Below are 26015 nucleotides of genomic sequence, written 5' to 3'. Positions count from 1 at the left end.
GTGTATTACTCTACTACTCCACGATAACGAGGTAAAAAGTCTTCCATGAGGTAGGCTGTGTCATAATCTCCTGCTACCACACGTTTATCCGCAATCAAGTCCAATTGGAAATCTGTATTGGTCACCAGTCCATCAATCTCTAACTCATACAAGGCACGTTGCATTTTCATCAGGGCTTCAAAACGATTGCCACCATGAACAATGACCTTAGCAATCATGCTGTCGTAGTAGGGCGGAATTGTATACCCTGGATAAACCGCCGAATCCACTCGCACTCCGACACCACCACTCGGTAGGTAAAGATTGGAAATCTTCCCGGGACTTGGGGCAAAGTTAAAGGCTGGATTTTCAGCATTAATGCGACACTCAATGGCATGACCCTGAATCCTAATCTCGTCTTGAATCACACTCAATTCTTGCCCTGCAGCAATACGAATCTGCTCCTTGACAATATCAATGCCCGTGACAAATTCTGTTACAGGATGTTCTACCTGAACACGGGTGTTCATTTCCATGAAATAAAACTGACCACTTGCTTCGTCTAGCAGAAATTCAATCGTTCCTGCATTTTCATACCCAACAGACTGGGCTGCTCGTACTGCTGCTTGGCCAATCTGTTCACGAAGGGTTTGCCCAATAGCAATGGACGGAGCTTCTTCAAGAACCTTTTGATTATTACGCTGCAGGGAGCAATCTCGCTCTCCTAAATGGACAACATGACCGTATTGGTCTGCTAAAATTTGAACCTCAATATGTCTTGCTGGGTAAATGACCCGCTCAAGATACATAGCCCCATTTCCAAAAGCGGCCTTGGCTTCGCTAGAAGCAGACTCAAAAGCTGTACTCAGGTCTGCTGCTTTTTCCACCTTGCGGATTCCTTTTCCGCCACCACCAGCCGAGGCTTTTAGCATGACAGGATAACCAATTTTTTCAGCAATGGCAAGGGCTTCTTCAGCTGTAAATACTTCTCCGTCTGAGCCTGGAATCACAGGGACATCTGCTTCAATCATCTTTTTTCGAGCATTGATTTTATCCCCCATGGCATCCATAACTGCTCCAGACGGTCCGATAAATTTAATTCCTACTTCGGAACAAAGAGTCGCAAAGGTAGAATTTTCACTTAAAAAGCCAAAGCCTGGGTGAATAGCTTGCGCCCCTGTTACGACAGCTGCAGAAATAATGGCATTCATGTTTAGATAGGAATCTCTCGAACGAGCTGGACCAATACAAATAGCTTCATCTGCTAACATCGTATGCAAAGCTTCCTTATCAGCCGTTGAATAAACTGCAACTGTTGCAATTCCCAATTCGCGTGCCGCACGAATAATCCGCACAGCAATTTCTCCACGATTTGCGATGAGTATTTTTTGAAACATGTTCTCCTCCTTCCTCTTCGTACTCTATAAAAACAGCACTATTTGACTAGAGTTTGGGACAAAAGCCCCGTATCCCATTACATTTTATCGTTTTAACAGTTTGACGCAGTAATTGTCAGACTTGTAAGGGAGTTTGGAACCTCAAAAGGGTTCTCACTCTCTATTTTCCAAACTCAGACACCTACCGCAAAGGTTAGGGTTCCACTTGCTGCGAGTACACCGTCTACTTCCGCTTTGGCTTCAACAACTGCAATCGTCCCACGGCGTTTGACAAAACGAGCTGTCATGATGAGCTGGTCTCCTGGCACAACTTGCTTTTTAAATTTTACCTTGTCCATACCTGCGTAAAATACCAATTTCCCCTTGTTCTCTTCCTTAGACAGTTCCAAAACACCTGCTGTCTGCGCTAGGGCTTCCATAATCAGAACTCCTGGCATAACAGGATGGTCTGGAAAATGCCCATTAAAGAACGGTTCGTTCATGGTCACATTTTTTAGCGCTACAATTTCATCTTCTCTAACCTCCAGCACCCGATCAACTAAAAGCATCGGATAACGATGAGGAAGAGCTTCTTTTATTTCTTGTATCGTCATCATACAATCCGTACCAATCCTTGTCCAAATTCAACCACAGCTTCATTAGCAACCAAGACTTCTGCTACTACACCATCACACGGTGCAGGAATTTCATTCATCACCTTCATAGCCTCGATAATCATCACGGTTTGACCTTTTTTAACAGTATCACCAACTGAAACAAAGGCTGCCTTATCTGGTGACGGAGATAGATAGGCTACTCCTACGAGCGGACTGTCCACAACTGTCCCTTCGCTCACGGTTTCAGGAGCCCTTTCTGCTACTCTTGCTGTACTGATTGCTTCAACTCTCAGCTCTGACATACCTCCTGCTGGGGTAGCTGACTGAATACTTGATCCAACCGACTCAGCCTTGTGTTCATTTTTACTAAAGACGAGTTGAATACCGTCGTTTGTATAAGAAAATTCCCGTAGACTTGATTGATCAAATTGGGCCATCAAGTCCTTAATCTCAGTATTGTTCACTTAATCCTCCCAACGTTTAAAAGCAATCACGGCATTATGGCCACCGAAACCAAAGGTATTTGAAATAGCATGGCGGATTTCCATATCACGACCTTGACCATAAATGACATCTGCTTCAATGTAATCGGACAATTCTGTCGTTCCCGCTGTCTTTGGTGCATGAGAATGGCGCATGGCCTCAATCACCGCAACCGCCTCAACGGCTCCTGCTGCTCCTAAGAGATGACCAGTGTAAGATTTGGTAGAAGAAACTGGCGTATTCGTCCCAAATACTGCTACAATCGCTTGGCTCTCGCCCTTCTCATTAGCTGGAGTAGAAGTTCCATGGGCGTTGATATAATCAATATCTTTAGGTTCTAAACCTGCTTCACCAATGGCTAACTTCATCGCCTTAATGGCACCAAGTCCTTCTGGATGAGGAGAGGTCATGTGGTGGGCATCGCAGGTATTTCCATATCCTACGATTTCTGCTAAAATAGTCGCTCCACGTTTTGTGGCATGCTCCAAACTTTCCAAAACAAGGACAGCTCCTCCTTCCCCCATGACAAAACCATTACGCTCCTTATCAAAGGGAATAGAAGCTCTCTCTGGATCTTCCGTGGTGGAGAGGGCTGTTAAGGCTTGGAAACCGCCGATTGCAAACGGTGTAATCGCAGCTTCTGAGCCGCCTGCTAAAATGACATCTTGAAATCCAAATTTGATTTCACGAAAAGCTTCGCCTATCGCATCATTAGATGAAGCACAAGCGGTAATCACACATTTACAAATGCCATTTGCCCCAACCTGCATAGCAATATTGCCAGCAGCCATATTCGGAAGAGCCTTAGGAAGGGTCATAGGTCGAATTCGCTTTGCGCCCTTGGTATTCATTTTTTCAACCTGCTCTTCAATCTCCTTGATTCCACCGATACCTGTTGATAAAATAACACCAAAACGGTCGCGATTTAGGTTATCGGTATCTAAAGCAGCATGAGCAACTGCCTCGTGAGCTGCATATAAAGCATATAGAGAATACAAATCATAGCGGTTGCTATCTTTTTTGACGAAATACTTATCAAATGGAAAATCGGTCACTTCTGCAGCATTGTGGACATTGTAGTCGCTCGTATCAAATTTGGTAATTGGTCCAATTCCGACTTTTCCAGACTTCAAGCTATTCCAAAATTCTTCAGGTGTATTTCCGATTGGCGATGTTAGGCCATATCCTGTTACTACTACACGGTTTGTTGTCATATCTTACTCCTTTATTGCATGGTTAAGCCACCATCTATGGCGATCACTTGACCTGTGAGGTATTCTTGGCGAGCGAGAAATACAGCAACTTCTGCTACTTCTTGTACCAACCCAAAACGTTTCATCGGAATTTGCCCTAACATAGCTGTCTTAATCTTATCCGGTAAAACAGCTGTCATATCTGACTCGATAAAACCTGGTGCAATCGCATTGACACGGATATTTCGACCGGCAACCTCACGGGAAATCGACTTGGTCAATCCAATCACGCCTGCTTTAGAAGCTGCATAATTGGCCTGACCGGCATTCCCTGTCAACCCCACGACACTAGACAAATTGATAATTGCTCCAGCTTTCGCCTTGGTCATCGGTTTCAATACAGCCTGTGTCATATTAAAAGTCCCTGTCAGATTAACCTTCAGTACCCCTTCAAAATCATCTTCTGACATCCTTAGTGCCAAACCGTCTTTGGTAATACCAGCATTGTTAACCAAAATATCGACAGAACCTGCATATTCAATGGCTTCTGCTACCATACGCTGTGCTTCACTAGAGTCCGCAACATTGCCTAGCACTACATGGACTTGAACACCATAAGATGCAAAACTCTCTATCACCTCTTCTGAAATACTATTGCGCCCATTTAAGATAATATTAGCTCCTTGTCTGGCAAATTCATGGGCAATACCCAGTCCAATTCCACGACTAGATCCTGTAATCAAGACATTTTTTCCCTTTACTTCCATTTTTTACTCCTCTGCCATAAATATTGCCAGTGTAGCGAGATTTTCGACCTGATGGACACGTGCTGAGCGATCAATTTTTTTCAAAAAACCTGACAAGACTGCTCCTGGCCCAATTTCAACAAATTCTGTTACCCCAGCTGCCTGCATACAAGCAATCGAATCATAGAAACGAACAGGTTCCATCACCTGGCGCGTCAAAAGAGGAACGATTTCTTCTTTGGTCATCACCTGAGCCAGCGTATTGCCAACCAAGGGAAGGGTAAAATCATGAAAGGAAACCGTCGCCAAGGCTGTTGCTAATTGCTTTGAAGCAGGTTCTAATAAGGCTGTGTGAAAAGGTCCTGATACATTGAGGGGGATCAAGCGCTTCACCCCTGCTTCTTTCAGCAAATCTAAAGCCCTATCGACTGCAGCAACTTCACCACCAATCACGATTTGAGCAGGTGTGTTGTAGTTAGCAGCTGCCACAATGCCATATTCTGAAGCTTCTTGACAGGCTTGTTCAATTATATGTAAATCCGCATTCAGGACGGCCACCATTTTACCACTACCTGCCGGCGCAGCAGTCTCCATATATTCACCACGCTTAGCTACCAGGGCAACCGCCTCTTTAAAATCTAAAGCACCTGAAGCTACCAGGGCACTATATTCACCTAGAGAGAGACCGGCCACCATATCTGCGCTTGCTCCCTTTTCCTGCAACAAACGCCAAATGGCAACTGAAGTCGTCAAAATCGCTGGCTGAGTATAGCGAGTTTGATTCAGTTTTTCCTCATCTGAGTCAATCAAGTGCCGTAAATCATAACCAAGAACACTTCTTGCTTCATCAAAAGTTTGTCTCACAATTTCATACTGGTCATAGAGGTCACGCCCCATTCCAAGATATTGAGCACCTTGACCAGCAAATAAATAGGCTCTTTTTGTCATCTTATTCTCCACTTATTGCCCAACGTGTAGCCTGTTCCTTGATGACACGAGCTGCTCCGTCATAAATATCACGCACAATCTCCGCACATGACTCTTCTTTTCTAATCAAGCCAGCAATCTGTCCAGCCATGACTGAGCCATAATCCACATCACCGTCTACAACCGCATTACGCAAAGCGCCAGCTCCTAAGACTTCAATGTCTTCGCTTGTTTTTTCCCCACGTAGAAAGTCTTTTTCCGCGCTTGCATAAGCTGTTGCCAACTTATTTTTGATAGCACGTACAGGATGACCTACGACTTGAGCGGAAACAGTGGTATCAATATCTTTTGCCCTGAGAATCTTAGCCTTGAAGTTTGGATGAGCATTGGATTCTGTTGCGACAACAAAGCGTGTCCCAACTTGTACTGCCTCCGCTCCTAGCATAAAGGCCGCTGCCGCACCAGCACCATCTGCAATTCCTCCTGCCGCAATAACAGGAATGGATACTGCCTCAACTACCTGTCGGACCAAAGTCATAGTCGTCAATTTTCCAATATGGCCACCAGCTTCCATACCTTCTGCGATGACAGCATCAACACCTAGTTTCTCCATGCGTTTTGCAAGGGCAACACTTGGAACAACTGGAATGACTGTAATTCCCGCAGCATGAAACCGTTCCATATACTTCCCTGGATTTCCAGCTCCAGTCGTTACCACTTTGACACCTTCTTCAATGACTAAATCAACAATGTCTTCTACAAAAGGTGATAAGAGCATGATGTTGACTCCAAATGGCTTGTCAGTTAATGATTTAACCTTGTCAATATTGGCTTTGACAACCTCTTTTGGGGCATTTCCGCCACCGATAATCCCTAGACCTCCTGCATTGGATACCGCACCAGCTAGATCACCATCTGCGACCCAAGCCATTCCACCTTGGAAAATAGGATAATCAATACCAAGCAGTTCTGTAATTTTTGTTTGCATACTGTCCTCTTTCAATTCTTCATTTGCTTAGTTAATCATTTGATATTCAAACAATTAACTAAACAAGGAAGTGAGTATCTTTCACTCACTACTTTTTTATAAATACTTTGATATATAGATGTTTTGAATGTCAAAGTATATACCCTAGTAAAAATGCTAGAAACTAGCATTTGACTACTCCTACTCAATCACAATCAGCACCTAAGTAGCTTTTACAATTAAGAATTGTGAAGATTAGAAAGCGTTCTAGCAAAGCTAATCTCTGCTAGAACTGACATTCACTCAATGTTAGCGACTGATTTTTGACGAATATTATTTTGTTTGTGCTTCTACGTAAGCCACTAAATCAGCTACCGTGTTCAACCCTTCTTCTGATTCGATTTGAATATCAAATTCATCTTCGATTTCTGAAATAACTTGGAACAAGTCCAATGAATCTGCATCTAAATCTTCAAATGTTGTTGTAAGGGTCACTTCTTCTGCATCCTTACCAAGTTCTTCAACAATAATTGCTTGTACTTTTTCAAATACTGCCATGATAGTTCTCCTTTAAAGAAAATATAAAATTTTTTAATAACTGTAAAAACAGTCCATTAACTAAAGTTTTAATAGAATAGCTCCCCAAGTGAGGCCTCCGCCAAATCCACTCATCACCAAAGTTTGGCTGCCGTCAAGGAGAATGCTACCCTGTTCTACACACTCCGATAGTAAAATCGGAATACTTGCTGCGCTGGTATTGCCATACTCGGCCATATTGGCTGGAAATTTCGCTAGATGACTGCCTAATTTCTTAGCCATTTTTTCCAAAATCCGTCGATTGGCCTGATGTAATAAATAATAATCAATCTCATCATCTGATAAATCGTGACTGATGAGCAAGTCTTGTATGGTCTTGGTCACATCTCGCAGCGCAAATTCAAAGATAGAGCGCCCTTCCATTTTCAGATAGGGATGAGGAACACTTGTTTCTGAAAAAGGAGATGAAAGTCCTAACACACCCGATTGTAAATCCATTCCTCTGCTACCATCTGTCCGATGAATTTCCCCTAGAAAATGCAGTTGCTCTGCCACATCTAAGAGGACACCTCCTGCACCATCTCCAAAGAGAACAGCCGTGCTTCTATCTGACCAATCAAGGGTTTTGGAAAGTGTTTCTGCACCAATGACCATCCCTCTTTTGTATCGACCCGAAGCAATCAACTTTTCAGCAGTTGATAAAGCAAAGACAAAGCCTGAACAAGCTGCAACCAAATCATAGGCAAAGGCTTGACTTGCACAAATATTGGCCTGAACTCGTGCTGCTGTTGACGGCATAGCAGAGTCGGGTGTAATCGTTGCAAGGATAATAAAATCAATCGTTTCTGGAGCATAGCCACTCTTTTGCAGCAACTGCTTTGCTACTTGTGTGGCTAAATCACTCGTATCCTCATTCCTTGTGATATGGCGTCTGCGAATCCCAGTCCGAGAGGCAATCCATTCATCACTCGTATCCATTAGCTGCACCAATTGATTATTTTCAATGACTTGCTTAGGAACATAATGGGCTACATGACTGATTTTTGCAAAGCTCGTCATTTTAAGTCCTCCAAGAAATGATAGAGTTTCAAGAGGCCCTTTTTCATGACCTTATATTCGGCTTCATCCATATCTGAGGTAATTTGGCGCACCATTTCTTTGTGAAAGCGTTGGTGCAATCGATAGACCAATCTCCCTTTTTTTGTCAAATGAAGATGAATCACACGGCGATCTCTAGTTGATCTAACCCGTTCAATATAGCCTTTTCGTTCCAAATTATTCAAACTGGTTGTTACTGTACCGAGTGTGACCATCAAAGAACGGGCTACATGACTAGGAGTTACACCTTCTCTGTCACCAATGACATCAATCGTGTGCATTTCCTTGATTGAAATATCCTTAAAACGACTACCGCGCAGGCTGGTTTCTTCAATAATCAATACATTATTAAAGATTGCAGTCAGATATTCATTTATCTTTGCTTCTTCCACAATTGAATGCCTCCTCACATACTTTGACTCTCAAAGTATACGATAAATTAGTTTGATTGTCAAATATTTTCTGTTACATCGGATAGCAACTATGGAACTATCCCTATCCAAAACAAGACATTATTTACCTGTAAATTGAGGTCTCCGTCTGTCAAAATGCGCCCGAACTCCTTCCTTAAAATCCTCTTTAAAGGCAAGTTCTCGTTGCAAGTCCAGCTCCAACCGAGTGTATGCTTCCCACTGCTCAAACTCACTTTTCCACATCAATTCTTTGATCGCACGGTAGGAATTTGGAGAATGGCGCAAGAGACGTTTGACCAATTGTTGACAGGTCTTTTCCATTTTTTCCTGCTCTACCACTCGGTAGACAAGTCCATAATCATAGGCTTTTTCTGCTGTAAGGCTTTCTCCTGTCATGGCCAATTGACTCGCGCGAGTCGTGCCAATACTGCGACTCAAGAGAAATAAGCCGCCCGCATCAGGTACTAGACCAACTCCTACAAAAGCTTGGATAAACCTTGTCTTATCTGAAGCAATGACAAAATCAGCTGCAACTGCCATATTGGCTGCCGCGCCCGCTACCGCACCGTCTGTCAACATGATGACTGGCTTTGGACATTTCTTTATTGCAAAGGAAATCCGGTTGACCAACTCTGCGATGCGAACTAAAGAGGCAATATCGTCTTCATCCACCGCTCGCTTCATTTCGACCAAATCTCCACCAACTGAAAAAACTGTTCCTTCTGCTTGGATAATGAGAACCGCAACTTCCTCTGCCAAACTTGCTTTTTCAATAGCATCTAAGATTTCCTCACACATGGGAATATTAAAGCCATTTGAGACTTCTGGACGACACAAGGTCAGTCTAGCAAGGCGATTTTTAACTTCATAACGAATGGTAACGTAGGTCATCTGCTACTCCTTTTATCTTAAAAGTATTGGAGCTATTCTATCACAAATTCTTTCAGAAAAAACTGTCCCTAGTGTGACAGCCGAAAAAGATATAGTGAATGGAATAAAGGTTAGGACATCATTAAGTCGCTTTGATGAACGCCAGTTCTATCTGCAGCTCCTTGCTTTATCCTATTACAAAGGACATCAAGAGCAAAGTATACCCATAGGGCATCCGTATCTGTAGAACGAGCAAGCTCGTAACAGCTACGGTAAGATAGGAGATTGACGATGTGTTCGATCAACACAAGGAAATCTATCCCTAAAGGGAGCCTCAACTGTAACCAGCTAAAGCTGGAACATCTGCGTCTCTTTTTTACACAGCTCTTAGTCCGTGTTCAGTTCTCAATCCACTATAACTAGCGATTAGCGGATTGTCTTCTAGCTTAGATAATCGTAAGAGCTTGGGACAACTTGGGACAAACATTCATGGTGACTTCGTTCTCACCCACAAAAGAATGTAATCTAGGAAGATTACGTATAAAAAGTCCCTGACTTCATTATTTTTGTAGATTTAACAGTTTAGCGTATATCAATAGTTAGGGGAGTGACTATTGATACCTGGGCTTGGAAATCAAAAAGCGAGGATTGTCTGGTTTGTAAAATGCTGATAAATCAACATTCTATTAGAAGATGCTAGCGAACATTTCTTTTCTAGCCCTATTTCCAACCTGTCACAATTCTCAATTGCAAGGGGCGAGGACAGTCCAGTGGACTGTTAATACTTGAGCCTAGAAATTAGAAAGCGAATTTGACAAAATTGATTTCTACGAAATTACGATTGAGTCCCACTCACAACTTATCATACAAGTCACTCAAACTGTCTAAAAAATCATCTGCTTGTGACTGATCCAAATCGAATTCTTTGTCTCGAATCGCCCAAACAGTAAGACCTGCAGCTTTCCCTGCCTCAATTCCCTTGGGGCTATCTTCAATCACTAGGATTTCGGATTTAGCAAATCCTAGCGCAGCACAGGCTTTTTCATAGACTTCAGGATCCGGCTTACAGGCACGGCATTCTATCCCAGAAAAAATATAGGAAAAATATGAATAAATCCCTGCTTCTGTCAAGGCTCGCTCAATCTCCCTACGATTGGTATTCGAAGCAAGAGCTAACTCTATTTTCTGTTCCCTTAGATAAGACAATACCTTTGACACATCTGGAAAGAGAGAATCGCCGTAGGGCGTTGGTCGCCCTTCTTTGTACTGCCTGTATTCTTCTTCTAAAGCTTGAATATCCCACTTATCATCGTCATCTTGCAAGACCAACTTCCAGACCTGGTTCACTCTTCCTCCTACAAAAATAGCAGGGTCTAAATGAGCAACCGATAAACCTTTTGTCGCCAAAAAATCAGCCCGTCGTTGATAATAGAAGTGCTCTGTCTGAAATAAAACACCGTCCATATCAAAAATAATTCCTTTATAGGTCATCTGCTACTCCTTTTCTCAATCTTTTAACTGTTATTATAACATAAATCAGAACATTCAAAAAATTTCGCACAAAGTCTACTGACAAGCGTAGTAGTTTTTGCTATAATGATGAAAAGTATAAAAGGAGATTGAAAATTTCTATGAAAGTGACCAAATTTGGCGGTAGTTCTCTCGCATCAGCTACCCAACTTGAAAAAGTATTCGCTATTGTCCAAGCAGATTCAGAACGTCGATTCATTGTCGTATCTGCTCCCGGTAAACGAGATAGTAACGACACTAAGGTAACCGATGCCCTTATTAAATATTACAAGGAATACATAGACGGTAAAGATGTTTCTGCTAGCCAAGAATGGATTATCAATCGCTATCAAGCCATGGTGGAGGAGCTAGATTTCCCAGGAAAATGCATGAAAAAAATCACAGATAGCATTCTGGGACTGGCAACACTACCAATTGAAGACAATGACTTTCTCTATGATGCTTTTTTAGCAGCAGGAGAAGATAATAATGCCAAATTAGTTGCCGAATATTTCACCTATAAAGGCGTTCCTGCCCGCTATATTCACCCTAAAAAAGCAGGTATCATTGTTAGTTCAGAACCTGGGAATGCACGCATTTTGCCTTCTAGCTACGATAAAATCGAAGAATTGAACAAGGCAGACGAAGTCCTTGTCATTCCTGGATTCTTTGGGGTAACAGTTGATAACCAAATCTGTACCTTCTCTCGTGGTGGATCAGATATTACTGGTTCTATCGTTGCTGCTGGTGTTAAGGCTGATCTCTATGAGAACTTTACAGATGTTGACGGTATTTTTGCTGCTCACCCTGGAATCATCCACAATCCACATTCTATCAAGGAATTGACCTATCGTGAAATGCGGGAGTTGGCCTATGCTGGATTCTCTGTCCTTCACGACGAAGCCCTACTTCCTGCCTACCGTGGTCGCATTCCGCTCGTCATTAAAAACACCAATAACCCTGACCACCCTGGTACACGTATTGTACTCAAACATAGCGACCATACCTTACCAGTTGTCGGAATCGCAGCAGATGACGGCTTTGTCAGCATCAATATGTCGAAATACTTGATGAACCGAGAAGTCGGTTTTGGCCGGAAAGTCCTAAACATCCTCGAAGACCTCAATATTCGTTGGGAACATATGCCAACTGGAATTGATGACCTCTCACTTGTTTTGCGCAGCCGTGAATTAACACCAATCAAGGAAGAAGAAATCCTCCGTCAGCTCACTTCTAAACTAGAAGTCGACAAGGCAGAAATAGAACATGGCCTGTCGATTATCATGATTGTTGGTGAAAACATGAAGAGTCATGTCGGGGTAACAGCTACCGCAACAGCTGCCCTCTCTCAAGAAAATGTCAACTTGACCATGATTTCTCAAGGTGCTAGCGAAGTATCTGTCCTATTCGCTATCAAAACCGAAGAAAAAGAAAAAGCCCTCAAAGCCTTGTATGCAGCCTTTTTTGGGTAAATCTATCCTGACTAAAAATCCAACTCTGACATGAGAGTTGGATTTTTTTACTTTATTTTATATAGAACGTTACTTGACTTCTACTTTATCAAGCCAAGAACTTGCAGTCGTTTCAAGGACACCATTCAATTCTTCCATATTCTGACGACCTTGGTCTGCCAACCATGCCTTAGCCGCAGCTTCTCCTTCTTTCGCAAAGACAGCCACTGCATCTTTCCATGTTGCACGACCACACAGCACACCATTAAAGCTAGAACCTGCTTCTTTAGCTACCACAAGTGTTTCTTGGAAGAGTTTAGCGGATACACCCGCACTCAAGAAGATAAATGGTAGATGAGTTGCTTCTGCTTGTTCTTTAAAGTATGCTTTTGCTTCTTCTAGGCTATAAACAGGTTCTTGATCCGTATAGCCTTCCACAAAGTTCATATTAACTGGAACTTCCACCTTCAAGACATCAGCATTGTAGCGAGCCTTGCTAAATTCACGCATCGCACCATTTACTTTATGAGGTTTCAAGGCTGCATATTCACGAGATGTCACATCCATATCGCTAGCATCATAGGTCAAGATTTCCACAAAGTATGGAATATCTTCAGCAATACACTCGCTACCGATTCGTTCGATCCAGGCATGCTTGATATCGTTAATTTCTGGCTTATCATCTACATCATAGTAAAGCAAGATTTTCACCGCATCTGCACCCAATTCTTTGATCCGTTTTGCAGACCAATTTGGAAGCAAGTCTGGTAAGCGACCTGGTGTTGACGCATCATATCCTGTTTTCTCATAAGCCGCAATAAACCCACAATCTGGATGGCGCAATTCTGAAGCTGGTACACCATATTCCGCATCCAGTAAGATAGAGCTTGCATACTGAGTCAAATCACTTGAAATGACTTTTTTGAAATCAACCAAAATCTCATCTCCAAAATCAGCATCTGCCGCTGCCGACAAGAGCCGTTTCAAGGCACCACGTTGGTCAATTGCGAGGGCTGCAATCACTTTTTCATCATTGGATAGACGAACTAAATGATCATACTTAGCCTGTGAAAGTTGTAATTTTTCCATTATCTTCCTCCTAGATAAAATAGAATATCATTCATTATTTTAGCTTTCGCCAATTGAATTGCCGTTAGATATCAAAGAACAGGCTAGACACCAAAGCGTTTCACACCATCTAAATACGTAGCCTGTAAGTGGCCTTCATCATCAACCACAATGAAGTCCGCTGCCCGACCTGCTACAATTTGTCCACATACATGATCAATGTTGACAGATTTTGCTGGGGCAAGTGACGCCATACGGACAGCATCTGGTAAACTTGCCAAGCCCCATTCTACAATATGTTCTACTGCCTGAATCAATTCCAAGATAGAACCTGCCAGACTACCATTATGTTTCAAACGAGCTGTTCCGTCTTTGACCACAACCTCAAATTCACCCAAACGAGAATCTCCTTCCCCTTGGCCTCCTGCACGCATACAGTCAGTAATGAGAACTGTTTCTTCTACCCCACGCGCTTTCAACACAATATCTACTGCTGCTGGATGGACATGGTGACCATCACAGATAACCTCAGCAAAGACATTTTCTAAATCAAGCGCCGCACCGACCATGCCTGGTTCTCTATGATGAAGCCCACTCATCCCATTGTAAACATGGACGAAGATATTGGCCCCTGCTTCAACTGCCTTTTTAGCTTGATCATAGGTTGCATCACTGTGGGCAAGGGCAGTATGAATCTTTTTCTCATTAGCAAAGTGGATAAATTCCTCTACTCCATCACGTTCTGGAGCAATCGCAATCTTATTGACCAAGCCTTCTGATAAACGGTGCCATTTGTCCAATTTCTCAACAGACGGATCCCCCATATACTTAGGATTTTGTGCACCCTTGTATTTCTCAGTAAAGAACGGTCCCTCTAGGAAAATACCTTGAATTTTTGCTCCCGTTTCTTCACCTGCATGGCGACCAATGGTTTCACAAACCGCATCCAAATTCTCTGTTGAATCGGTTAAGGTTGTTGGTAACCAAGAAGTAACACCACAAGACAAGAGCCCCTCTGAAATCACCTTAATCCCTTCAAAATCATTGTCCATAACGTCATACGAAGCATAGCCATGGATATGGGTATCCACTAGACCAGGGCCAATATGATAGTCTGAATAATCTACAATTGTTCCTTCTGGTTTTTCCGTCACAATCTCACCAAATTGACCATCATCTGTAATCTCTAAATAGGCATTTTCTACCTCTTGATCTGACAAGATAATGGATTTTGCAAAAATATAATGTGCCATGTTGTCTCCTTTCTAAAAGACTCGATTCTACTAAATTAACATATTAACCGAAAACTGGTTATAACCTCTCCCCTTTATTGTACTCACCTTTTCGCAAATTGTCAAGTTATTTCTCAATCCTAGCTAGCTTTTTCTGACACTAAAAAGACAATTCCCTCTTGGCCATTTCAACGAAGCAGACAGAACAAGATCCACCTAATACTCTATCAAAATCAAAATCTGACTAGCTTCCACAATTGAGAATTGTGGAAGGCTGGAAATAGAAAGAGCGTAGCTCGCCCCTTGCAATTGAGAATTGTGGAAGGCTGGAAATAGAAAGAGTGCAGCTCGCCCCTTACAATTGAGAATTGTGGAAGGTAAGAAATAGAGCGAGCATAGCTCGTCTCCACTGAACCACTAGTTCGAACTAATGCTAGCTGAGGATTATGACGTAATCCTTATTTCCAACCTTCAACAGTCCGCCGGACTGTTGAAGCAAGATGAGTTAACAACGAAAGAAGCCGATTGTTGACGAATATCATACTAAAATAACTAACTTATCCACCTATAATAAAATAAAAAGAAAGCACCTTCCTACTGAAATCTAGACAGACAAAAACTGCTGTTTCCATCTTACAAACAGCAGCTCTCTTTTAATCATAATAGCGAGGAATCCGATCTGACAAGCTACAAACTACCTCATAGTTAATCGTTTTGAGATAATCCGCCCAATCCTGTACCTCTATTGATCTATCACCACTGACACCAATGAGCGTAACAGGGGTTCCTAAAGGATAATTTTTCGGCAAACGCACCGTAATTTGATCCATGGAGACACGGCCAACAACCGGACAATATTCACCTTCTACTAACAGTGAAAAGCCCTGCATAGCACGGAAAAAACCATCTGCATAGCCGATTGGAATCGTACCAATGTATTCTCTTTGTTCACTATGATAGGTCGCACCATATCCGATACTAGTTCCTGCTTCTACTTCTTTCACATGAACCAATTCAGAGGTTAATCGTAAGGCCGGCTGAATAGAGTAGGGCAAATCTAGAGCATGACCACTCGGATTCAGACCATACAAGATATTTCCTAGTCGCACCATCGTAAAGACCGTATCCGCATGCCAAATACTAGTGGCTGAATTACTAGCATGAATGCAGGATGGCACTTGGTTCAACTCTGAAATCAGCTCCTTAAATCGCACTAATTGTGACTGAAATTGACGGTCATCTTTCTCATCAGCCGTCGCAAAATGAGTGAATACTCCTTCGATTGTGACACCATGTTGCCTCAACTCATCCATGGCTTGATTGAGGGATTGACTATCCCTAAAACCAATCCGCCCCATACCGGTATCTATTTTCAAATGAACCTGCAAACCGTGTAAGGAAATACCTTGTTGTAAGAGCAATTGTATCCATTCAAGACTAGCTACTGTCACCATAATCTTTTCTGAAATAGCAAGAGGCACCGCTTCTACGGGTATAATTCCTAATATCAATACTGGTTGAGCAACCCCTGCTTGTCGTAATTCCAGCGCCTCGTCCATATTGGACACACAAAACCCATCTACCTGATTCTCCAAATGCCTGGCAACTGCAACAGCTCCGTGGCCGTAGGCATTAGCCTTAACGACCGCAAAAACCTGTGGCTGATTGGGCAATCCTTGTCTGACTTGCTCTAGATTCTCTGAAATAGCTGCTAAATCAACCTGAATGGTTGTCGGTCTATGAATGCTTGCTCTCATCTACTTCCTCCAAAATAACACTTGCCTGCACAAAACCGGCCGAGTGGCTAATGCTAATCCAGGACTTGGCTTGAATAGGGGACTTGGCGATATAGGGTGCCCCTTTTTTATCTGTTAAAATTTCAATATCGTGAAAACCGACTTGCCCAATCCCTGTTCCAAGTGCCTTGACAAAGGCTTCTTTCGCTGACCAACGGCCTGCTAAATACTCGACTTGCCGTCGGTGTTTCAACTGTCGAAAACGATCTAATTCATTTTCGGTCAATACTTTACTGGCAAATCGTTCGTGCTTCTTCATCGCTACTTCCACAGCAGCCATTTCTTGTATGTCTATTCCGTGTCCTATTATCATTTCCCAAAAAAGAAGTGGGAAACCCCATATTCTTTCGAATACTGGATAACCTCACTCCTCCCTCATGTTTTCTTCATTTACTTACGACCATGACAGTTCTTGAATTTTTTGCCTGACTGACATGGACATGGGTCATTGCGATCCACACCTTCAAAGCTTACTCGTTCTCCTGTTGCCGCTTGCGCTTGAGCAGGAACAATATTCTTCGTAGCTGTTGTGTGGGCTTCTGGTGTTGTACGTTCACGTTCAATATTATCATGAATCTGTGCTTTCATCATCAGACGTGTCACATCAAACTCAATCGAAGCAATCATATCATTAAAGGTTGTGAAGGCTTCTGATTGGTATTCCACAACTGGATTGTTTTGAGCATAGCCACGAAGACTTACTGCATTGCGGAGTTGATCCATCATGTCAATATGGTCTGTCCATTTATTGTCTACAACACGGAGAATCAATACCTTTTGGAATTCTCTCACACGGTCTTCATCACGCAATTTTGCAACTTGACTGTCATAGACTGCTAAGGAACGCTCATACAAGTCTGCTACGATTTCTTTATCTGACTTGCCTTCCAAATCTGCTAAATCGATAGACTCTTCCGGAACAAGATTCAACTGAGCAAAGTTCAGAATAGCCTGCAAATCTTTCTCGCGTTTTCCTACAGTATGGTCTGCTACCTGACGTTCAATAGTCCGCAGAATCATCGCCTTGATTTCAGGTGCTAAGTCGCGATTGGCTGTGATGACATCATGGCGTTGACGATAAATAATCTCACGTTGTTCACGCATCACATCGTCGTATTGAAGGACTTGTTTACGAGAATCATAGTTATTTCCTTCGACACGTTTTTGCGCCCCTTCTACCTGACGGGTTAGCATTTTTGACTTAATCACAGACTCTTCTTCCGTCAAATTCATGCGTTCCATGAAGGCCTTGATTCGCTCTGAACCAAAACGTTTCATCAAATCATCTTCCAGAGAAAGATAGAATTGTGACTCACCTGGATCTCCTTGACGACCAGAACGTCCACGAAGCTGATTATCAATCCGACGACTCTCATGGCGTTCTGTACCAATGACACAAAGCCCACCAAGTTCACGGACACCCGGGCCCAACTTGATATCCGTACCACGTCCAGCCATATTGGTGGCAATCGTCACCGCACCACGTTGACCAGCATTCATGATAATTTGTGCTTCACGGTAGTGGTTTTTCGCATTCAATACTTCGTGCGGTACACCCGCAGCAACTAAGCGTTTTGAAAGGTAATCAGAAGTTTCAACAGCTACTGTACCAACCAAGACAGGCTGTCCTTTTTCGTAGCGTGCCTTCACATCTGCCACAACTGCATTGAACTTGTAATCCAAACTTGGATACAGCAAATCTTCATGGTCAATACGAGCAATTGGGCGATTGGTTGGAATTGGAATCACACGAATATTGTAAATTTCACGGAATTCTTCTTCCTCTGTCTTACCAGTACCTGTCATTCCGGATAGTTTTTTATACATACGGAAAAGATTTTGATAAGTGATAGAGGCGCTGGTTTTTGATTCATTTTGAACAGGAACACCTTCTTTGGCTTCAATCGCTTGGTGAAGACCGTCTGAATAACGACGACCTTCCATGGTCCGTCCTGTAAATGGATCAATAATCATGACTTCTTGCTCTTCATTTACGAGATAATCAATATCATAAATCATGATGTAGTTAGCACGTAAAGCATTGTCAATAAAGTGAGTCAAGGCAACATTTTCAATGTCATATAAATTGCTCAACCTAAAGAAACTCTCTGCCTTATCAATCCCAGAATCCGATAGACTAATAGTCTTTGAAGGAACATCAATAATGTAATCCTCGTCGTTTAATGATTTCACCAAATTGTCGGCAAGGAAATACAATTGATTGGTTTCAGAAGATGTTTGACCAGATACAATCAACGGCGTCCGTGCTTCATCGATTAAGATAGAGTCAACCTCATCGACCAAGGCGTAATTAAGTGGACGTTGCACCATATCTTCTGCACGAACGACCATGTTATCACGAAGGTAATCAAAACCAATCTCTGAGTTCGTTGAGTAGGTAATATCGCAATTGTAGGCTTCCCGTTTTTCAAAGGAAGACTTAGCAGCCAAGTTAATTCCAACAGACAAACCAAGCCATGAGTACAGCTCACCCATTTCTGTCGCATCACGTTCTGACAGGTACTCATTGACTGTGACAACGTGCACTCCTTCTCCAGACAAGGCATTTAGATAGACTGGCATGGTCGCTGTCAACGTTTTCCCTTCACCCGTACGCATCTCAGGAACATCCCCATGGTGGAGAACAATCCCTCCCATTACCTGCACTTTATAAGGAAATAGACCAAGAACACGTTTTGCTCCCTCACGGACTACCGCAAAGGCTTCATAGAGCAAGTCATCTAGACTTTCCCCATTGTGGTAACGCGCTTTAAATTCTGCTGTTTTTGCTTGTAGTTGCTCATCTGATAAGGCTGCCATTTCATCTGCATAAGCAAGGACCTTATCAGCCATCTTTTCTAATTTTCGTAATTCACCTTTATCATTTTCGATAATTGTTTTTAAAATATTTGCCATTGTTTTCCTTACTTGTATCGATTCTTATTTTTTGTGTTCTTTTCATTATAGCATGTTTCCCCACTACTTTCAAGAATGAGCGACAGTTTAAACCGATGAAGCAACTGCCCATCGGTTCTATTTCTAGCATATTTTTGTGCTTATGGATGACTAGCAATAATTTCTAATTCTTGCCCCTTCAAAGTCCACTCAGTCACATCTGCAGGTAAGATAAGGTGGTCACCTTTTCCAATTAGATAGACCTGACCGTCAATAATAAGTTCCCCTTGACCAGTCAAGACACTAACCAAATAATAGTCAGCTGTTTGCTGCATATGAACTTGACCAGTTAACTCCCACTTGTAAACACTGAAAAAGTTATTAGCAACAAGCAGGGTTGAGAGTAAATCATCTACGTGTAGGGTAACCGGACGGCTATTTGCTGGCTCTCCAATCCTTGTCACATCAATGGATTTTTCCAAATGCAATTCCCTCAGATTCCCCGCATCATCCTTTCGGTCAAAATCATAGACACGGTAGGTGGTATCGCTTGATTGCTGGGTTTCCAAAATCATAATACCCTGTCCAATAGCATGAATAGTCCCACTTGGGACATAGAAGAAATCGCCAGCTTTGACAGGAACCTTCTGCAACAGCCCTTCCCAATCTTTCTGATCAATCTTTTCACGGAGTTCTTCTTTTGAGAGAGCCTTGTGCCCGTAAATAATTTCAGATCCCTCATCAGCTGCTAAAATATACCAACATTCGGTCTTGCCAAGCTCTCCCTCATGCGCCAAGCCATACGCATCATCTGGGTGAACTTGTACGCTCAACCAGTCGTTGGCATCTAAAATTTTCGTCAAAAGGGGGAAAACTTCTTCTGTTCGATGAGCAAAGAGTTCGCGGTGTTCATGGTACAAATCATCTAATTTCCAACCTGCATAAGTCCCATTTTTAATCAAAGAAACACCATTTGGGTGGGCTGAAATCGCCCAATATTCACCGACATGATCACTAGGGCTTTCATAGCCAAATTCGTCCCGAAGTCTAGTTCCGCCCCAAATTTTTTCCTGCATAACCGATTGTAAAAATAATGGTTCCGCCATAATGATTCCTCATTTCTATTTCTTACTGCTATCATAGCAAAAATGAGATGAAAAAGCGAATTTTCCTCAAAGATTTCTCAAAAAAGGAGAGAAAATGTTACTTGCTAGAAACGGAAAAGGAAGCTGGGCAAAAACTCAATTTTTGACCTTCCTCTTAAAAACTGAACAATATAAAATGGCTTAGAATCAACGTTTCTTGACAACGTTAATCTAAGCCATTTACTCTTTTTAAGACTTTTTGCCCAGCCTCACTTCTATTCCTATTTTTCAGAGACTTGCTTTGCCAAAGCAAAGTTTCCAAGGGTTGCTGAGCCATTTTCAGCAACGGCTGGTGTTACGATATACTCTGTCACATCTGGCGTTGGTACATAACCATTCATCAAAGCGGTAAATTTATCACGTACACGTTTCAGCATGTGTTCTTGCCCCATGACACCACCACCAAAAACAATGACTTGTGGACGGTACATCAAGGTTGCCTGTACTGCTGCTTGAGCAATATAGTAGGCCTGAACATCCCAGACATCCGCATTTTGCTCAATCAATTCTCCACGAATACCTGTACGAGCTTCCAATGACGGACCTGCTGCCAAGCCCTCCAAACAGCCATTATGGAAGGGACAAACACCCTTAAATTCTTTGGCAACATCCTGTGGATGCAAAGCAAGATAAGTATGACCAGCTTCTGTATGCCCTACTCCACCAATGAATTCTCCATTTTGGATAGCACCAGCTCCAATTCCTGTACCGATTGTATAATAAACGAGGCTCGTTACTCCCTTACGAACAAGAGCTTCCCCAAATGCAGACGAGTTCACATCTGTCGTAAAGTAAAAAGGAATCTTAAATTCTTTGGCAATCAAGCCTAACAAATCAACATTTGCCCAATGAGGTTTTGGAGTCGTTGTGATATAGCCGTAGGTAGCTGAATTTTGATCAATATCAATTGGCCCAAATGATCCAATTGCAATCCCTGCCAAACGATCTTCATAGCGCTTGAAAAATTCAACTGTACGCTCAATCGTCTCATAAGGTGTCGTCGTTGGAAATTGCGTTTTTTCAATGACTTGAAAATTTTCATCTCCTACAGCACAGACAAATTTAGTCCCTCCAGCTTCAAGGCTACCATACAATTTTGTCATCTTTTATCTCCTTTTGAAATCAGTTTCATTCTAGTTTATTATACCATAATTTTAGGCGTAAGAAAAAGGCGAAACGCCTTTTTCATGTGATTATTTTACAACTTTAAGGAAGGCATCTCCATGCGCTACTGTCGCATTTGCAAGAGCTTCAACGGTTGTAAATTCTGCTGTATTTGTCACGATGACCATAGTAGTATCATCAAGACCTGCTGCTGCAATTTTACCTGCATCGAACTTAGCAATCGGTGTACCTGCTGCAACTGTATCACCTGCTGCAACTAATTTCTCAAACCCTTCACCATTCATTGATACTGTATCAATACCAATGTGGATAAGGATTTCAGCACCACTTGCGGTCTTCAAGCCATAAGCATGACCTGTTTCAAAGGCGATAGTGACTTCTGCATCTGCTGGTGCATACACAACACCTTCAGAAGGTTTAACTGCAAGACCTTTCCCCATTGCACCTGATGAAAAGACAGGATCATTAACATTTTCAAGGGCAACTACTTCACCTGAAAGTGGTGACACAAAGGTTTCTTCGTTAACAAGAGCTACTGGGACTTCTTTTGCTGTTTCAGTAGCTTTAGCAGGAGCTTCTTCATCTTCAAATCCGAACATGTAAGTAAGAGTGAAACCTGCTACGAATGATACAGCAACCATCAAGAGGTAAGAGAAAAGTTGTCCATTCAAGTAAAGGAGGGTACCTGGAATAATCGTAATCCCAAATGCAGTACCTGCAAGTCCTAGGAGAGAGGCAACGGCTCCACCGATTGCACCTGCAATCAATGAAAGGAAGAATGGTTTACGGAAGCGTAAGTTTACACCAAAGATAGCTGGCTCTGTAATTCCCAAGAAGGCTGCAAGAGCTGCTGGGAAAGCAAGAGCTTTCAATTTAGGATTTTTTGTTTTCACACCAACTGCAATGGTTGCCGCACCTTGTGCTGTCATAGCCGCAGTGATAATGGCGTTAAATGGGTTTGCTCCCGTATTTGCCACCAATTGAGATTCCAACAAGTTGAAGATATGGTGAACACCTGATACCACGACAACCTGATGCAAGCCACCAATCAAGAGACCTGGAAGACCAAATGGAAGGGCAAGAAGAGCATTTGTCGCTGCCAAAATATAGTTTTCAACCACGTGGAAGACCGGACCAATGACAAACAACCCAAGAATAGACATCACAAGGAGAGTCACAAATGGTGTTACCAAGAGATCAAGCACTTCTGGGACATACTTGCGGACTAATTTTTCAAATTTAGCACCAACAATACCGATAATGAAGGCTGGAAGAACAGATCCTTGCAAACCAACGACTGGAATAAAGCCAAAGAATTGCATTGGCGTCACATCCCCACCTGAAGCTACTGCCCAAGCGTTTGGTAAAGAACCAGAGATGAGCATCATTCCAAGTACGATACCAATAGTTTGGTTTCCACCAAATACACGGAAGGTTGACCATACTACAAGGGCTGGAAGGACGATAAAGGCTGTATCTGTTAAAATTTGAGTATAGGTGATAAAGTCAGGGTTGTACTCCGCTATGCCAAAGAAGGACATAATCGCTTCTTGTGTCAACAAGCCACGGAAGCCCATGAACAAACCGGTTGCTACGATTGCTGGAATGATTGGAACAAAGACGTCACCAAATGTACGAATAGCACGTTGGAAGGCATTTCCTTGCTTAGCAGCTTCTGCTTTCATATCGTCCTTTGAAGAAGTTGGCAAACCAAGTGCTACGACTTCATCATAAATCTTATTTACTGTACCAGTACCAAAGATGATTTGGTATTGACCTGAGTTAAAGAAGGCACCTTGCACCTTCTCAATATCTTCGACACGTGCTTTGTCGATTTTATTTTCATCTTTTACCATGACACGTAGACGAGTTGCACAGTGAGCTACACTGTTGACATTCTCACGTCCACCCAAGGCTTCGATGACACTTTTTGCAATTTCAGTATTATTCATCTTTGCAAAAATCTCCTTTAATTAACTATTTTCTTTTTTGAAAGCATTTTCAAACTTTCTATGTTTTTTATTATACCATTTTTTATCAATATGTCAAACGCTTGACATAAATTTTCGTTATTTTTTAAGTTTTAAAGGTAAAACCTTGCTTTTTGACAAGCAAACGTTTACTATATTACTATAACTAATAGAAGAAATACGTACAAGATAACATAAGGAGACAACATGGCCTTCACAACTGAAGAACGCTACCGCGCTTATGCGGATTGGCCAGCAGACTATATTGACAAGATTACCCAGAATACCAAACATTCCCCTTGGAGAACCAATTTCCACATTGAAACACCTCACGGCCTCTTAAATGATCCCAATGGCTTTTCTTATTTTAATGGAAAATGGACCCTCTTCTACCAATACTTTCCATTTGGGGCAGCTCATGGATTGAAATCATGGGTTCATACCGAGTCAACCGACTTGGTTCACTTCGAGCCAACAGGAACCATGGTCTACCCTGACACACCACTCGACAGCCACGGTGCTTATTCGGGATCTGCCATGCAGTTTGGTGACAAGCTTTTCCTCTTTTATACAGGAAATGTTCGCGATGAAAACTGGATTCGCCACCCTTACCAAATCGGCGCTCTCATGGATACAAAGGGGGAGATTCAAAAAATCGATCACATTTTGATTGATCAGCCAGACGACACAACAGACCACTTCCGCGACCCACAAATTTTTAACTTCAAAGGTGACTACTATGCGATTGTCGGCGGACAAAATCTGGACAAAAAAGGAATCATCAAACTCTACAAGGCTGTGGACAATGACTACCTCAACTGGGAGTATGTGGCTGATTTAGATTTCGCTAATAACTTGACTGCCTATATGATGGAATGCCCAAATCTCGTTTTCATCGATGAAAAGCCTATCCTTCTTTATTGCCCGCAAGGACTAGATAAAAGCGTTCTTGACTACGACAATATCTATCCAAATCTGTATAAGATTGCACAGTCCTTTGACCCAGAAACAGCTATAATGGTCGATCCAAGCCCCCTTCAACAACTAGATTATGGCTTTGAATGCTACGCCACTCAAGCCTTCAATGCTCCTGACGGACGAGCGCTTTCCGTCAGCTGGCTTGCACTACCAGATGTGGAATATCCGACAGACCGCTACGATTACCAAGGCTGCCTGTCCCTTGTCAAAGAACTGACGCTTCAAGACGGTAAACTCTACCAATACCCTGTTGAAGCGATTACGAGCCTCCGTACAGATAGCCAGATTTTCGCACCAAAAGTAGCAACAAACAATTGCTACGAATTGGAATTGACAGTAGAAGCGGATAGCAAGATTGACTTGGTTCTCTTTGCAGACGCAAACAAAAAAGGACTTAAACTCTCTATTGACCCTGCCAATGGACAGGTAACTCTTGACCGTAAGGACTGTGGCGAAGCCTTCGCCCTCGACTTTGGTACTGAACGTCATTGCCAAATTGCCAACCAAGTAACAATCGCTAACATCTTCATCGACAAGTCTGTCTTTGAAATTTTCATCAATAAAGGAGAAAAAGTATTTTCCGGACGTGTCTTTCCTCACCAAGATCAAACAGGTATTGCGGTGCTAGCAGGTCAGGTAACCGGAAATTACTACTCATTAGATTATGGTCGCAAAACTCACTGATGTCGCAAAACTAGCCGGAGTCAGCCCTACGACAGTCTCCCGTGTCATCAATAAAAAAGGCTATCTGTCCGACAAAACGGTCAAAAAAGTCACCGATGCCATGCGAGAATTAGGCTACAAACCCAACAACCTCGCTCGGGGCTTGCAAGGGAAGTCGGCAAAACTCGTTGGACTCATCTTTCCAACTATCAGCAATATCTTCTACGCAGAATTGATTGATTATCTCGAAAGAGAGTTATTTAACCGAGGCTACAAGGCCATTATCTGTAACAGCCAGCACGATTCTGACAAAGAACGAGAATACCTAGAAATGCTGACAGCTAATCAGGTAGACGGCATTATTTCAGGTAGCCATAATCTGGGAATCAAAGACTATGACCGCGTATCGGCGCCCATTATTGCCTTTGACCGCAATTTATCACCGTCCACTCCGATTGTCTCTTCTGATAACTACGGCGGAGGGGTCTTAGCTGCTGAAACACTCCAAAAAGCAGGGTGCATAAAACCGATTATGATTACAGGAAATGACGATTCCAATTCTCCTACAGGCCTTCGGCAAACGGGATTTTCTAGCATTTTTCCACATGCAGCCATTCACCATATTTCAAGCGATTTCTCCCCTGTTCGTAAGGAACTGGAAATCAAAACCATTCTCCAAACAAGCTCAACAGACGGTATCTTTGTTTCGGGGGATTTGACAGCTATGTTGGTCTGGAATATCGCCCAATCCTTGGGCTTGTCTATTCCCCAAGATCTCAAACTCATTGGCTATGACGGTACCTATTTTATCGAGACCCATTATCCGCAACTAACTACAATCAAACAACCCCTAGCAGATATAGCCAAACTCATGGTCGATCTTCTCGTACAAAAAATCGAGGGAGCAACCCTCGAACAACATTATTCTCTACCTATTAGCCTCTTGGCAGGTCGGAGTGTCTAATATAGTAAATGGA

The 26015-nt window shown here is 42.5% G+C and carries 23 protein-coding genes; 3 read left to right on the top strand and 20 right to left on the bottom strand.

Features of this window, described 5'->3' with window-relative positions; all coding sequences use genetic code 11:
* Window positions 1-5 precede the first annotated feature (5 nt).
* The 12 genes from accC to J5M87_RS01540 all read right to left on the bottom strand — a co-directional run bounded on the left by accC (window position 6) and on the right by J5M87_RS01540 (window position 10697).
* Window positions 6-1376 carry an acetyl-CoA carboxylase biotin carboxylase subunit gene (gene accC, locus J5M87_RS01595; protein WP_154607704.1) on the bottom strand — a complete coding sequence of 457 codons (1371 nt, stop codon included), beginning with the start codon at window positions 1374-1376 and terminating at the stop codon, window positions 6-8.
* 173 nt (window positions 1377-1549) lie between these two features.
* Entirely contained in the window at window positions 1550-1972 is a 423-nt protein-coding gene (gene fabZ / locus J5M87_RS01590) for a 3-hydroxyacyl-ACP dehydratase FabZ (RefSeq protein ID WP_154607705.1), read from the bottom strand.
* The gene (gene accB / locus J5M87_RS01585) at window positions 1969-2436 is read right to left on the bottom strand and encodes an acetyl-CoA carboxylase biotin carboxyl carrier protein (RefSeq protein ID WP_160463123.1); all 468 of its coding nucleotides are present in this window, start codon (window positions 2434-2436) and stop codon (window positions 1969-1971) included. Before accB ends, fabZ begins: the two co-directional genes overlap by 4 nt.
* A complete protein-coding gene (gene fabF / locus J5M87_RS01580) occupies window positions 2437-3669 on the bottom strand; it encodes a beta-ketoacyl-ACP synthase II (protein ID WP_154607706.1) in 1233 nt (410 codons plus the stop codon).
* 11 nt (window positions 3670-3680) lie between these two features.
* Window positions 3681-4415 (bottom strand): 3-oxoacyl-[acyl-carrier-protein] reductase, encoded by a 735-nt coding sequence (gene fabG, locus J5M87_RS01575; RefSeq protein ID WP_154607707.1) that lies wholly within the window; start codon window positions 4413-4415, stop codon window positions 3681-3683.
* A 3-nt stretch (window positions 4416-4418) separates the two neighbouring features.
* Complete coding sequence (gene fabD, locus J5M87_RS01570) at window positions 4419-5342, bottom strand: ACP S-malonyltransferase (RefSeq protein ID WP_154607708.1); 924 nt, start codon at window positions 5340-5342, stop codon at window positions 4419-4421.
* A 1-nt stretch (window position 5343) separates the two neighbouring features.
* Window positions 5344-6309, bottom strand: coding sequence for an enoyl-[acyl-carrier-protein] reductase FabK (gene fabK / locus J5M87_RS01565; protein WP_154607709.1), 966 nt, complete (start codon window positions 6307-6309; stop codon window positions 5344-5346).
* Between the two features lie 312 nt (window positions 6310-6621).
* Window positions 6622-6846: an acyl carrier protein gene (locus J5M87_RS01560; RefSeq protein ID WP_067086589.1), complete on the bottom strand. Its 225-nt coding sequence runs from the start codon at window positions 6844-6846 to the stop codon at window positions 6622-6624.
* Between the two features lie 60 nt (window positions 6847-6906).
* Window positions 6907-7884: a beta-ketoacyl-ACP synthase III gene (locus J5M87_RS01555; RefSeq protein ID WP_154607710.1), complete on the bottom strand. Its 978-nt coding sequence runs from the start codon at window positions 7882-7884 to the stop codon at window positions 6907-6909.
* The gene (fabT, locus tag J5M87_RS01550) at window positions 7881-8315 is read right to left on the bottom strand and encodes a fatty acid biosynthesis transcriptional regulator FabT (protein WP_160463124.1); all 435 of its coding nucleotides are present in this window, start codon (window positions 8313-8315) and stop codon (window positions 7881-7883) included. The genes J5M87_RS01555 and fabT overlap by 4 nt, the downstream gene beginning before the upstream one ends.
* A gap of 120 nt (window positions 8316-8435) precedes the next feature.
* Window positions 8436-9227: a trans-2-decenoyl-ACP isomerase gene (gene fabM, locus J5M87_RS01545; protein WP_154607711.1), complete on the bottom strand. Its 792-nt coding sequence runs from the start codon at window positions 9225-9227 to the stop codon at window positions 8436-8438.
* Between the two features lie 831 nt (window positions 9228-10058).
* Window positions 10059-10697 carry an HAD family hydrolase gene (locus J5M87_RS01540; RefSeq protein WP_154607712.1) on the bottom strand — a complete coding sequence of 213 codons (639 nt, stop codon included), beginning with the start codon at window positions 10695-10697 and terminating at the stop codon, window positions 10059-10061.
* A gap of 140 nt (window positions 10698-10837) precedes the next feature.
* Here J5M87_RS01540 and J5M87_RS01535 point away from each other — a divergent pair, with 140 nt between their 5' ends.
* Entirely contained in the window at window positions 10838-12187 is a 1350-nt protein-coding gene (locus J5M87_RS01535) for an aspartate kinase (RefSeq protein WP_154607713.1), read from the top strand.
* A 69-nt stretch (window positions 12188-12256) separates the two neighbouring features.
* On the opposite strand, the gene lacD is transcribed toward J5M87_RS01535, so the two are convergent.
* The 8 genes from lacD to J5M87_RS01495 form a co-directional block, all read right to left on the bottom strand.
* On the bottom strand, window positions 12257-13255 hold the full coding sequence (lacD, locus tag J5M87_RS01530) for a tagatose-bisphosphate aldolase (protein ID WP_154607714.1): 999 nt from the start codon (window positions 13253-13255) through the stop codon (window positions 12257-12259).
* Window positions 13256-13338: 83 nt separating this feature from the next.
* Window positions 13339-14487, bottom strand: a complete 1149-nt coding sequence (nagA, locus tag J5M87_RS01525) for an N-acetylglucosamine-6-phosphate deacetylase (protein ID WP_154607715.1) — start codon at window positions 14485-14487, stop codon at window positions 13339-13341.
* 632 nt (window positions 14488-15119) lie between these two features.
* The gene (gene alr / locus J5M87_RS01520) at window positions 15120-16223 is read right to left on the bottom strand and encodes an alanine racemase (RefSeq protein ID WP_154607716.1); all 1104 of its coding nucleotides are present in this window, start codon (window positions 16221-16223) and stop codon (window positions 15120-15122) included.
* Window positions 16204-16575 carry a holo-ACP synthase gene (gene acpS, locus J5M87_RS01515; protein ID WP_154607717.1) on the bottom strand — a complete coding sequence of 124 codons (372 nt, stop codon included), beginning with the start codon at window positions 16573-16575 and terminating at the stop codon, window positions 16204-16206. Before acpS ends, alr begins: the two co-directional genes overlap by 20 nt.
* A gap of 77 nt (window positions 16576-16652) precedes the next feature.
* Entirely contained in the window at window positions 16653-19178 is a 2526-nt protein-coding gene (gene secA, locus J5M87_RS01510; protein WP_154607718.1) for a preprotein translocase subunit SecA, read from the bottom strand.
* Window positions 19179-19318: 140 nt separating this feature from the next.
* Entirely contained in the window at window positions 19319-20263 is a 945-nt protein-coding gene (manA, locus tag J5M87_RS01505) for a mannose-6-phosphate isomerase, class I (RefSeq protein ID WP_154607719.1), read from the bottom strand.
* Between the two features lie 260 nt (window positions 20264-20523).
* Window positions 20524-21405, bottom strand: coding sequence for a fructokinase ScrK (scrK, locus tag J5M87_RS01500; RefSeq protein ID WP_154607720.1), 882 nt, complete (start codon window positions 21403-21405; stop codon window positions 20524-20526).
* 90 nt (window positions 21406-21495) lie between these two features.
* The gene (locus J5M87_RS01495; protein WP_154607721.1) at window positions 21496-23379 is read right to left on the bottom strand and encodes a sucrose-specific PTS transporter subunit IIBC; all 1884 of its coding nucleotides are present in this window, start codon (window positions 23377-23379) and stop codon (window positions 21496-21498) included.
* Window positions 23380-23604: 225 nt separating this feature from the next.
* Here J5M87_RS01495 and J5M87_RS01490 point away from each other — a divergent pair, with 225 nt between their 5' ends.
* Together J5M87_RS01490 and J5M87_RS01485 are read left to right on the top strand one after the other, a co-directional pair.
* A complete protein-coding gene (locus tag J5M87_RS01490) occupies window positions 23605-25059 on the top strand; it encodes a sucrose-6-phosphate hydrolase (protein ID WP_154607722.1) in 1455 nt (484 codons plus the stop codon).
* The gene (locus tag J5M87_RS01485) at window positions 25040-26002 is read left to right on the top strand and encodes a LacI family DNA-binding transcriptional regulator (RefSeq protein WP_154607723.1); all 963 of its coding nucleotides are present in this window, start codon (window positions 25040-25042) and stop codon (window positions 26000-26002) included. The genes J5M87_RS01490 and J5M87_RS01485 overlap by 20 nt, the downstream gene beginning before the upstream one ends.
* Window positions 26003-26015: the final 13 nt, after the last annotated feature.

The sequence above is a fragment of the Streptococcus sp. zg-86 genome, assembly GCF_017639855.1.
In the GTDB taxonomy this organism is placed as follows: domain Bacteria; phylum Bacillota; class Bacilli; order Lactobacillales; family Streptococcaceae; genus Streptococcus; species Streptococcus zhangguiae.
The sequence above is the reverse complement of the archived record's forward strand: the minus strand, read 5'-3'. Positions and strand labels throughout refer to the sequence as shown.

What these genes read in the sequence shown, in the direction of transcription:
- J5M87_RS01560 (WP_067086589.1), bottom strand. Translation starts at nt 6,846, where the DNA reads ATGGCAGTATTTGAAAAAGTACAAGCAATTATTGTTGAAGAACTTGGT.
- accC (WP_154607704.1), bottom strand. Translation starts at nt 1,376, where the DNA reads ATGTTTCAAAAAATACTCATCGCAAATCGTGGAGAAATTGCTGTGCGG.
- fabZ (WP_154607705.1), bottom strand. Translation starts at nt 1,972, where the DNA reads ATGATGACGATACAAGAAATAAAAGAAGCTCTTCCTCATCGTTATCCG.
- fabK (WP_154607709.1), bottom strand. Translation starts at nt 6,309, where the DNA reads ATGCAAACAAAAATTACAGAACTGCTTGGTATTGATTATCCTATTTTC.
- J5M87_RS01485 (WP_154607723.1), top strand. Translation starts at nt 25,040, where the DNA reads ATGGTCGCAAAACTCACTGATGTCGCAAAACTAGCCGGAGTCAGCCCT.
- scrK (WP_154607720.1), bottom strand. Translation starts at nt 21,405, where the DNA reads ATGACAAAATTGTATGGTAGCCTTGAAGCTGGAGGGACTAAATTTGTC.
- acpS (WP_154607717.1), bottom strand. Translation starts at nt 16,575, where the DNA reads ATGATAATAGGACACGGAATAGACATACAAGAAATGGCTGCTGTGGAA.
- fabG (WP_154607707.1), bottom strand. Translation starts at nt 4,415, where the DNA reads ATGGAAGTAAAGGGAAAAAATGTCTTGATTACAGGATCTAGTCGTGGA.
- J5M87_RS01540 (WP_154607712.1), bottom strand. Translation starts at nt 10,697, where the DNA reads ATGACCTATAAAGGAATTATTTTTGATATGGACGGTGTTTTATTTCAG.
- fabD (WP_154607708.1), bottom strand. Translation starts at nt 5,342, where the DNA reads ATGACAAAAAGAGCCTATTTATTTGCTGGTCAAGGTGCTCAATATCTT.
- lacD (WP_154607714.1), bottom strand. Translation starts at nt 13,255, where the DNA reads ATGGAAAAATTACAACTTTCACAGGCTAAGTATGATCATTTAGTTCGT.
- J5M87_RS01555 (WP_154607710.1), bottom strand. Translation starts at nt 7,884, where the DNA reads ATGACGAGCTTTGCAAAAATCAGTCATGTAGCCCATTATGTTCCTAAG.
- J5M87_RS01490 (WP_154607722.1), top strand. Translation starts at nt 23,605, where the DNA reads ATGGCCTTCACAACTGAAGAACGCTACCGCGCTTATGCGGATTGGCCA.
- secA (WP_154607718.1), bottom strand. Translation starts at nt 19,178, where the DNA reads ATGGCAAATATTTTAAAAACAATTATCGAAAATGATAAAGGTGAATTA.
- fabF (WP_154607706.1), bottom strand. Translation starts at nt 3,669, where the DNA reads ATGACAACAAACCGTGTAGTAGTAACAGGATATGGCCTAACATCGCCA.
- nagA (WP_154607715.1), bottom strand. Translation starts at nt 14,487, where the DNA reads ATGGCACATTATATTTTTGCAAAATCCATTATCTTGTCAGATCAAGAG.
- alr (WP_154607716.1), bottom strand. Translation starts at nt 16,223, where the DNA reads ATGAGAGCAAGCATTCATAGACCGACAACCATTCAGGTTGATTTAGCA.
- J5M87_RS01535 (WP_154607713.1), top strand. Translation starts at nt 10,838, where the DNA reads ATGAAAGTGACCAAATTTGGCGGTAGTTCTCTCGCATCAGCTACCCAA.
- manA (WP_154607719.1), bottom strand. Translation starts at nt 20,263, where the DNA reads ATGGCGGAACCATTATTTTTACAATCGGTTATGCAGGAAAAAATTTGG.
- fabM (WP_154607711.1), bottom strand. Translation starts at nt 9,227, where the DNA reads ATGACCTACGTTACCATTCGTTATGAAGTTAAAAATCGCCTTGCTAGA.
- J5M87_RS01495 (WP_154607721.1), bottom strand. Translation starts at nt 23,379, where the DNA reads ATGAATAATACTGAAATTGCAAAAAGTGTCATCGAAGCCTTGGGTGGA.